This is a genomic window from Planobispora rosea, assembly GCF_014648175.1.
GTDB lineage: Bacteria > Actinomycetota > Actinomycetes > Streptosporangiales > Streptosporangiaceae > Planobispora > Planobispora rosea.
Map to the genome: position 1 here is coordinate 169,013 of NZ_BMQP01000015.1, position 9,351 is coordinate 178,363.

Here is a 9,351-nt window from a genome sequence, read left to right on the forward strand (position 1 = left end):
AACGACATGCCGCATGACGCACTGAGAAAAGCGACATGCCGCGGGACGCATGAAGAGACCGGCCGGTGCGCACCGGCCGGTCTCTTCATCGGTCCGCGACCCAGGGTCGCGGCTGTCACCGGGCCTCGGTGGCCCTCCTGCTCGCACTGCCGACGGCGTCGGCCAGGGAGTCGACGAGTCCGGTCGTCGAGGCCGCGGTCTCCCCGCCGGTGTTGCTCACCAGCGGGGCGAGCTCGTCGATGGAGGCCGACTCGGTGACCGGGGTGACCGCGCCGGTCACCGGCGCCGCCTCGTTCGGGGTCACGGTGCTGACCAGCGGGGCCACATCGCCCGCGGTCCCGCGGCCCTGCGGGAGCGCCTGGTTCACCCCGTGGACCAGGCCGTCGACGGCGCCCCGCTGGTTGCCGAGTCCCTCGGCGCCCTCGCTGGTGTCCTGAGCGCTGTCCGCCAGGCGCCCGAGGGAGGACGCCGCGTCGGCGGTGGTGCCGGTGAGGCTCCCGACGGTGTCGACGGTCTGGCCGACCGGGCCGGAGCCGTCGCTGACACCGCGCGCCGGAGCGCCCCAGGTGATGTTGTCGGTGGAGACGCCCAGGATCCTCTCGACCGTCTCCGTCCCGGTTCCGAGGACACCGTCGGCGGTCATGGTGCCCTGGCCGCTGCCCAGACCGCTCAGCGCGGCGCCGGTGTCGAACAGACCGCCGGAGAGTCCCTGGACCGCCGCGGCGACGGTCCCGGCCGCGCCGTAGCTGTCGAGGGCGCTGTCTGCCGTCTCCGCCTGGGCGGGCGAGCAGATCGCCGCCGCGAGACCGAACGCCGCCACGGCCACAGCCGCTTTGATGACTCGCTTCATTATTGCCTTCCCAGCTCGTAATGGCGCCGCCTTTCCCGGGGACCCGGATATCCGGGGAAATCCGAGAAAGCAGTGCCTGAGACCCATTTCACCGGCGGGCGCGCTGTGGGAAATTACACGGAACACCCCCGGCCGGAAGCTGCTCCGGCATTTCTACCACCGGCCCGAGCGGCTCCCGAGCTTGTTTACGATGAGCAAACCACTCGCTGGTTCAGGCAAGATGTCCGCGGCGGGGACGCCCCGGAGGGCCTGGACCGATCGTCCGAAGCGTCCCATAAAAACGGAAATAACAGCGAGAAGGACTGCGTTCCTTCACGCCTTATGCCGGAAATGTCGAAGAAGTCCGAGCCGACCCTTCATGGCGTGAACGGCAAGCCCGGGACAAGGAACAGGAAAGCGGGGGCCGCCGTTCCGGGAACAGGGTTTTCCCGGACCCGTACCCCCGCTTGACCCGGACATCACGCAGTCGGCACCGGGGCGACGGCCTCGCGCTCGAACGGGAAGTGGTCGGCGAAGGCCGGCCGCAGATCGGTGAGCCACACGGCCTCGGGGTCGTAGTGGGCGAAGAAGGGGCGGCCGACCAATTCGGGGTCGCGCGCCTGGATGAGGTGGAGCACGAAGACCTTCTGTCCGGCGATCTCCGTCACGCCGTCCACGCACACCTTGCCGGGCGTGGCCGACATGGAGGGGCCGCGCACCGTACGGCACAGCCCCGAGACGCTCGCGTAGGCGTCCCGGAAGACCCCGTAGGCCCGCGCGAGCGGGACCGCGAAGTAGTCCTGCGGCCCGGTGTCCCGCTCGACGAACATGTAGTACGGCACCATGCCGAGCGTGAGCTGGCGCCGCCACATCGCCGCCCAGAGGCCGGACTCGTCGTTGATCGACCTGATCAGCGGCGCCTGGGTCCGGATGATCGCCCCCGTTCCGAGGATCCCGGCCACGGCCGCCTCCACCACCGGCGGTTCCATCTCCCTGGGGTGGGAGAAGTGCGCCATGAAGGCGAGGTTCTTGCCCGCCTCCACCACGGAGGCGAACAGGCGGAGCGTGTCACCCGCGTCCGGGTCCGAGACGAACCGCTGCGGCCAGTAGGCCAGCGACTTGGTCCCGATCCGGATGGACTCGATCTGCTCCAGCTGCAGTAGCGGCTCCAGGTACCGGCGGAGCACCGGCTCCCCCATGATCATGGGGTCCCCGCCGGTGAGCAGCACGCTGGTCACCTCGGGGTGTTCCTTGAGGTAGCCGATGAGGCCGTCGACGTCGTCGGAGGCGAACTTCAGGTCGGGCTCGCCGATGAACTGCGCCCACCGGAAGCAGTAGGTGCAGTAGGCGTGACAGGTCTGCCCCTGCTTGGGGAAGAACAGCACCGTCTCAGGATATTTGTGCTGCGTACCCGGGAGCGGTTCCGTGCCGACCTTGGGCACGTTGAGTTCGAGCTGCCCGGCGGGATGCGGGTTGAGCCGCATCCTGATCTCGGTTGCGATCGCCTGAATCTGTGCATTTGGGGCACCGGACTGCAGAAGACCTGCCAGTCTGGTGACGTCAGCCTCGGGCAGCATGTCCGCCTGGGGGAAAACCAGCCGGTAGATGGGGTCCTCGGGGACGGCCGACCAGTCGATGAGCTGGTCCACCACGTACGCGTTCGTGCGGAAGGGCAGCACGGTCGCCACCGCCCGGATCCGGAGCCGTTCCTCCTCCGGGAGACCGGCTCGCTCCAGAAGATCGTTGAGATGCTTGGCGGTGTAGGCGCGGAACCCGCGCGTGGAGCCCTCTTTCAAGATCACCAGGCTTTTTCCTTCCGTTTCTTGTTCCTCTTCGCGTAAACCTCTTCGGGTAGTCGCGCGTCTTTAGCGCTTATATACCGGACGTGACATCCTGCGCCCCCGGTTCCGCATGTCCGAAATCTCATTGGCATACAGCCCGCCCCCCGCCCCGAGAGGACCTGCCGGAGCCTTCCAGGCGAAACCTGAACACCCCGCTTGTTTAACCCACTGGTAACCCCGCCTACGATGCGGAGAGCCGACTCCCGCGCGAGGTGACCGTTTGCCTGATACCGCCACTCCCGGTGTCGCACCCATCGCCCTGGACGCCATGGGTGGCGACCACGCCCCGGACGAGATCGTGGCGGGTGCCGTACAGGCCGTCAGGCAGCACGGGATCCCCATCGTCCTCGTCGGTTCCCCCCGCCCGGTGTACGAGGCGCTGAGCCGGCACGACGCGACCGCCGAGATCCCGATCGTCCGGGCAGAAGAGGTCCTGAAGATGGACGAGGGCGCCCTCGCCAGCCTGCGCCGCCCACGCTCCAGCATCGCCGTCGCCTGCCACCTGGTACGGCGCGGCGACGCCTCCGCCGTGGTCTCGGCCGGCTCCACCGCCGGGATCGTGGCCACCGGCAAACTCCGCCTCAGGAGCCAGCAGGGAGTGCTCCGGCCCGCGATCGCGGTGGCCCTGCCGACCCGCCCCACCCCCTCGGTACTCCTGGACGCCGGGGCGAACGCGGAGGTCAAGCCGGAGATGCTGGTCCAGTTCGCCCACCTGGGCTCGGCCTACGCGGAGACGGCCCTGGACATCGAGAAGCCCCGCGTCGGCCTGCTGACCATCGGCAGCGAGCCCGAGAAGGGCAACAAGCTCGTCCGGCGGGCGCACGAGCTGCTGTCGGCCGCCTCCGGCCTGGACTTCGCGGGCAACGTCGAGGGACACGACCTGCTCACCAAGGTCGCGGACGTCATCGTCACCGACGGCTTCACCGGCAACGTGGCGCTCAAGACCATTGAGGGGAGCGTCCGCTACGCCTTCACCGAGCTGCGCGAGACCATCGAGGAGAGCCGCGCGGCCCGGCTGGGCGGCCTGCTGCAGCGCAGGCGCCTGCGGGAACTCCACCGGCGGCTGGACCCCGAGGAACACGGCGGGGCCGTACTGCTCGGACTGAACGGCACGGTCGTCATCGCGCACGGCGCCTCCCGGGCCCAGGGGGTGAGCGCCGCCTGCGTGCTCGCCGCCAGGATCTCCCGGCAGGGCGTGGTGGCCCGCATCGGCGAACGCCTCACCGCCGCCCACCGGCCGCACCGGCTGTGGCGATCCTCCGCGCCCGGCACGCATGGTACGGACGCCCCCGTATGACAGGAGTTCGAGAGCGCGCTACCGATACCCTTGGAACATGACCGACCCGCAGCTCTTCCTCACCGAGCGCGTCCAGCAGGCGCTGGCCGTCGCCTTCGGTCCGGAGTTCTCCGACGCAGACCCGCTGATCCGTCCCTCGCAGTTCGCCGACTACCAGGCGAACGTCGCGATGAGCCTGGGCAAGCGGCTGCGACGAGCCCCGCGGGAGGTCGCCCAGGAGATCGCCGACCGGCTCACCGGCACCGACTCCCCGGGCGCGGCCAAGGTCAGCGGCCCCGGTTTCCCCGGCACGGTCGAGGTCAGCGGCCCCGGCTTCCTCAACATCACGCTCGACGACGCGTGGATCGCCGAGCGGTCCACCGAGATCCTGGCCGACCCGCGCGCCGGCGTGGCGGCGGCCGGGTCGCCGCAGACCGTCGTGATCGACTACTCCGCGCCCAACGCGGCCAAGGAGATGCACGTCGGCCACCTGCGCACGACCATCGTCGGCGACGCCCTGGCGCGCGTGCACGAGCACATCGGCAACAGGGTCATCAGGCAGAACCACCTGGGCGACTGGGGCACCCCGTTCGGCATGCTCATCGAGCACCTGCTGGACATCGGCGAGGAGGCCGCCGTCGCCCAGCTCGAAGCCGGCGAGGGCAACGAGTACTACCAGGCCGCCCGCGCGAAGTTCGACTCCGACCCGGAGTTCAACAAGCGCGCCCGCGCCCGGGTCGTGACCCTCCAGGCCGAGGAGCCGGAGACCATGCGCCTGTGGCACATCTTCATGAACGCCACGGTCAGCTACTTCAACAAGGTCTACACCCGGCTCGGCATCACCCTCACCGACGAGGACATCGCCGGCGAGAGCATGTACAACCCGATGCTCGCCCAGGTCTGCGACGAGCTCCAGGAGCGGGGCATCGCCGTGGTCAGCGACGGCGCGCTCTGCGTCTTCCCGCCCGGCTTCACCGGCCGCGAGGACCAGCCGCTCCCGTTCATGATCCGCAAGAGCGACGGCGGGTACGGCTACGCCACCACCGACATGGCCACGATCCGCTACCGGGTCCAGGACCTCAAGGCCGACCGCATCATCTATGTGATCGGCGCGACCCAGGCCCTGCACATGTCGATGCTGTTCGCCTCCGCCCGGATGGCGGGCTGGCTGCCCGAGCACGTCCGCGCCGAGCACGTCCAGATCGGCAGCGTGCTGGGCAGCGACGGCAAGATGTTCAAGACCCGGAGCGGTAAGTCGATCAAGCTGGTGGAGCTGCTCGACGAGGCCGACGACCGCGCCGCCGCCGTGATCGCCGACCGCGAGTACGACGACGCCGCCCGCACCGAGATCGCGCACGCGGTCGGCATGGGCGCCGTCAAGTACGCCGACCTGTCGGTCAGCCACGACAGCGAGTACGTCTTCGACTTCGACCGCATGCTCGCCCTGACCGGCAACACCGGCCCCTACCTGCAGTACGCCACGGCCCGGATCCGCTCCATCTTCCGCAAGGGCGGCATCGACCCGGCGCGGGCCACCGGCCCGATCGTGCTCGGGCACCCGGCCGAGCGCGCCCTGGCCCTGCGCCTGCTGGGGTTCGGCGCGGCCGTCGCGGAGATGGCCGAGGACTCCGCCCCACACCGGCTGGCCGCCTTCCTGTTCGACACCGCCAGCGCCTTCACCGCGTTCTACGAGAACTGCCCGGTGCTCAAGGCCGACGTCGACGAGGAGGTCCGCGTCTCCCGGCTCGCCCTGTGCGCGCTCACCCTGCGCGTCCTGGAGACCGGCCTGGACCTGCTCGGCGTCCCGGTCCCCGAGCGTATGTGAGCCCCTGCCGGATGATCGCCCCGGTTTCCCAAATCGGACCGATCATCCGGCAAAGCCGGGTTCGGCGCGCCTCGCTGCGCCGTTCCCCGAAGCCGACTACGCTGGCGCGGTCAACCGGTCACGACATCGAGAGAGTTCTCCGCACTTGAGCATGGACCTGACCGCGAGTTCGGACACCAAGACGGAGCTGCACCGCTATGCCGAGGCGCTCCTGGCGGATCTCGCCGCCGCCGGTGGCTCCCTCGCGGGCACCCCGCCGGAACTCGCCGACGTGCCCGGCTACTGGCTCTCCCCCGCCGTGGAGGCCCTGACGGCGCTCATGCGCGGCGACGACGCGCTGGGGCCGCTCGGCCGCGCCGCCCAGCGCGACTCCCAGAAGACCGCGCTCTTCCTCTGTCTCGCCCTGGCCGTCGCCGGCCAGGGCGACCGGATCCACGCCTCCTGGTTCGGGACCGCCTTCGGCGAGCTCTCCCCGGACCGGCCCGTCACACACGGCCAGCGGGCGCTCTGGCTCGCCGCGGCCCGGGGAGCGTACGGCCCCGCCGGCAAGATCTTCGTGCTCCGCAAGCTCGACGCGGTGTCCCTCTTCTCCGGCCCCGCGGCGCCTGAGGGCTCCGCGAGTTCCACGTCCGAACCGGGCGCCACGGGTTCCAGCGGCTCCACGGGCGCGGCGGGTCCCGACCCCGGACCCTGGCTGCGAGCCCTGACCCCGGACGAGCCGTCGATCGTGGTGCCGCCGTCCCTGACGGACTACCCCGAACTCGCCCAGCTCCCCGCGCTGGCCCAGCCGGTCCACTCGGCCGCCCAGCTCGCCCGGCTCCGCAGCCGCTGCGTCGAGATCACCTCGGCCCGCGAGGACCGGGAGCACGGCGGCGGGCGGCTGGTGAACCGCTCGCGCACACCGGCCACCGCCTGGGCCGAGGAGGAGCCCTTGGCCGTCCTGCGCAGGCTGATCGGCTCCGGCGGTCCCGAGGGCCCTATGAGTTCGCTCACCGGCCACCTCCTCGCCGACCTGCGGCCCGGGACAGACCCCCGGCTGACGGCGATCGCCCTGCACGTGGCCGCCCCGATCGTGCGTGACGCCGCCGAGAACCTCGCGCGGGCCACCCAGGCGGCTCCCCCCGAGTCGGTCACTCTCTCGCTCCTCGGGCACGACATCGTGCTCCGGCCCGAGGGGCCCGATCCGGCGTCCCTCTCCGCCGCCGAGGAACGCATCGTCACCCAGGGCGTACCCGCCCGCGGCCTGCCGTGGCCGGCCTACGCCCTGCTCGCCGCCGCCGCGGTGCTCATCGTCGCCGCCGTCGCCGTCCCGCTGGCGCTGCCGGGGACCGCACCGGCGGTGCCGCTCGCGGCCGCGGCACTCGCGATGACCCTGGCCGGTGCCGGAGGGCACCGGCTGTGGTTGCGCCAACGGCAGGAGCAGGAAGACGCCGAATACGTCGCCGCGCATGTCGAGGAACTCCGCGAGCTGGCCGAGAACGCGGTGTGGGCACTGCACGAGTACGCCCGGGAGGCCGACAAGCGCGCCCGGACCGCGGCTGCGGACCTGGCCGAGCTGACCAGGCTGCTCCGCCGCGGCCCCCGTGCCGGGTAGCGGAGCCCTTTCCCGGGCGCACCGGAGCCCGCGGACCCCGGACGGGACCCGCGGGCGCCCTCGGTCCGGGCGCCCTCAGGCCGTGGTGACCTCCACCTCGGCGGGGGCCAGCAGGAAGACCTTCTCAGCGATCCGCTCGATGCGGCCGTCACAGCCGTAGGCCAGACCCGCGGCGAAGTCGACCATCCGCGTCGCCTCCGCGGTGCTCATGCCGTTGACGTCCATGATGACCGTCTGGCCCTCGCGGAAGTGCCGGCCGATGGTGGGCGCGTCGTTGTACTTCCGCGGCGTCAGCATCACGATTCGGGAGGGCTCGATCACCGAACGCCAGCGCTTGGCCGCCCGCTCGGAAGCGGACTGCCAGTCTTCGCCCTCGTCACCCTCAACCTCGTCCTCGTAGTCATACGAATCGTCATAATGCTCTACCCTGTCCAGGCCAAGGTAGCTGGCTACCTTGCGCACTGCCCCCATCGGCTCTGTCCTTTCCGGGAGAGGCCCTAGCCGTACCGGACTTCAGTCTCTCCCTCCACATTGGACGCTAACCGACGCTCACAAGTTCACGGCGCGACACGCCCAGTATGTATTTCCATTTTGTGTGACCGGCGTTCTCTCGTGCCAGCCAATATGATCCACCGCCAATCCCGGCCCGCGACACCGCGCCGAGATCCCCTGGGGAATGCCCTCCCTGACAGAGATCAATCATGCGGCCCCATACCGGTACCCCCTACCATCACCTCATGCGGATCTACACGGTGGACGCCTTCACCGACCGAGCCTTCCACGGCAATCCCGCGGGAGTGTGCCTGCTGGACGCCCCGATGCCGGACTCCTGGATGCAGTCTCTCGCCTCCGAGATGAAGCACTCGGAAACGGCCTTCCTCCTCCAGGGCGAGAACGGCGGCCCGCACTCGCTCCGCTGGTTCACCCCCGCCGTGGAGGTGGCTCTGTGCGGTCACGCGACGCTGGCCACCGCGCACGTGCTCTACTCCACCGGGGCCGCCTCCGGAACCGTGGAGTTCTCGACGAAGAGCGGAATCCTCTCCGTGACGGGAGACGAGAACGGTCTGATCACCATGGACTTCCCCGCGAAGGCCATCCAGGAGACGACCCCGCCGCGGGGCTTGGTCGAGGCGCTCGGCGTCAAGCCCCTCTGGATCGGCAGGAACGAGTGGGACTACCTCGTGGAGGTGGAGAGCGAGGAGGCGGTCCGCGCCGCCTCCCCCGATTTCACCGCCCTGGCCGCCGTGGACGCCCGAGGTGTGATCGTGACCGCGGAGGCGGCGGGGAACGACGCGGACTACGTGTCCCGCTTCTTCGCTCCCCGGGTCGGTGTCCCGGAGGACCCGGTGACCGGCTCCGCGCACTGCGCTCTGTCCCCCTACTGGACGGCCCGGCTGGGTCGGGAGACCCTGACCGGTCACCAGCTGTCGGAGCGGGGCGGCATGGTCCGCACGACCGTACGAGGCGCCAGGGTCGAGCTCTCCGGGTACGCGACGACGGTGCTCTCCGGCGAACTGCACATCTGAGTTCTCTCCCGCCCCGCGAGCCGTCCATGCGGCCGAGCAGCTCAGAGCCGGCCGCCACCCTCTCAGTGCGGTCCTGCCCCGCAAAAACGAGAGGGGACACTCCGAGACCGGGGTGGCCCCTCCACACAGCGAGCAAAGCCCTGTAAACGCGAAAAAGGGCCACCCACAAGGGTGACCCTCTTTCAAACGATTGTCCGGCGGCGACCTACTCTCCCACACCCTCCCGAGTGCAGTACCATCGGCGCTGAAGAGCTTAACTTCCGGGTTCGGAATGTAACCGGGTGTTTCCCCTTCGCCATAACCGCCGTAACCCTATGAAACACACAAACCACAGACGTGGCTGCTGCCTCAGAATCACATAGTGGACGCGAGCAAGAACAACTCCCACAGAAGGAAAGTCTGCTTTGTGGTCAAGTCCTCGGCCTATTAGTACCGGTCAGCTCCACACATTACTGCGCTT

General features: G+C 69.9%; 7 protein-coding genes and 1 rRNA gene. 4 read left to right on the forward strand and 4 right to left on the reverse strand.

Annotated features, from left to right (window positions below; translation table 11 throughout):
• Positions 1 to 115: 115 nt before the first annotated feature.
• Together IEZ08_RS17275 and IEZ08_RS17280 are read right to left on the reverse strand one after the other, a co-directional pair.
• The gene (locus IEZ08_RS17275) at positions 116 to 850 is read right to left on the reverse strand and encodes a hypothetical protein (RefSeq protein WP_141704287.1); all 735 of its coding nucleotides are present in this window, start codon (positions 848 to 850) and stop codon (positions 116 to 118) included.
• Positions 851 to 1,308: 458 nt separating this feature from the next.
• Positions 1,309 to 2,631, reverse strand: coding sequence for a KamA family radical SAM protein (locus IEZ08_RS17280; RefSeq protein ID WP_068927794.1), 1,323 nt, complete (start codon positions 2,629 to 2,631; stop codon positions 1,309 to 1,311).
• A 259-nt stretch (positions 2,632 to 2,890) separates the two neighbouring features.
• On the opposite strand from IEZ08_RS17280, the gene plsX reads away from it, so the two are divergent.
• The 3 genes from plsX to IEZ08_RS17295 all read left to right on the forward strand — a co-directional run bounded on the left by plsX (position 2,891) and on the right by IEZ08_RS17295 (position 7,365).
• Complete coding sequence (gene plsX / locus IEZ08_RS17285; RefSeq protein ID WP_189242476.1) at positions 2,891 to 3,967, forward strand: phosphate acyltransferase PlsX; 1,077 nt, start codon at positions 2,891 to 2,893, stop codon at positions 3,965 to 3,967.
• Positions 3,968 to 4,004: 37 nt separating this feature from the next.
• Positions 4,005 to 5,771, forward strand: coding sequence for an arginine--tRNA ligase (gene argS, locus IEZ08_RS17290; protein ID WP_189242477.1), 1,767 nt, complete (start codon positions 4,005 to 4,007; stop codon positions 5,769 to 5,771).
• A 151-nt stretch (positions 5,772 to 5,922) separates the two neighbouring features.
• The gene (locus IEZ08_RS17295) at positions 5,923 to 7,365 is read left to right on the forward strand and encodes a hypothetical protein (protein ID WP_084780758.1); all 1,443 of its coding nucleotides are present in this window, start codon (positions 5,923 to 5,925) and stop codon (positions 7,363 to 7,365) included.
• Positions 7,366 to 7,440: 75 nt separating this feature from the next.
• Here IEZ08_RS17295 and IEZ08_RS17300 read toward each other — a convergent pair whose 3' ends face one another.
• Positions 7,441 to 7,836 (reverse strand): cell division protein SepF, encoded by a 396-nt coding sequence (locus IEZ08_RS17300; protein WP_068927800.1) that lies wholly within the window; start codon positions 7,834 to 7,836, stop codon positions 7,441 to 7,443.
• Positions 7,837 to 8,102: 266 nt separating this feature from the next.
• Between IEZ08_RS17300 and IEZ08_RS17305 the strand changes: the two genes are divergently transcribed.
• Positions 8,103 to 8,891: a PhzF family phenazine biosynthesis protein gene (locus tag IEZ08_RS17305; protein ID WP_068929245.1), complete on the forward strand. Its 789-nt coding sequence runs from the start codon at positions 8,103 to 8,105 to the stop codon at positions 8,889 to 8,891.
• Positions 8,892 to 9,083: 192 nt separating this feature from the next.
• Here the strand turns inward: IEZ08_RS17305 and rrf are convergent.
• Positions 9,084 to 9,200: ribosomal RNA gene (gene rrf, locus IEZ08_RS17310) — 5S ribosomal RNA — on the reverse strand.
• Positions 9,201 to 9,351 lie beyond the last annotated feature (151 nt).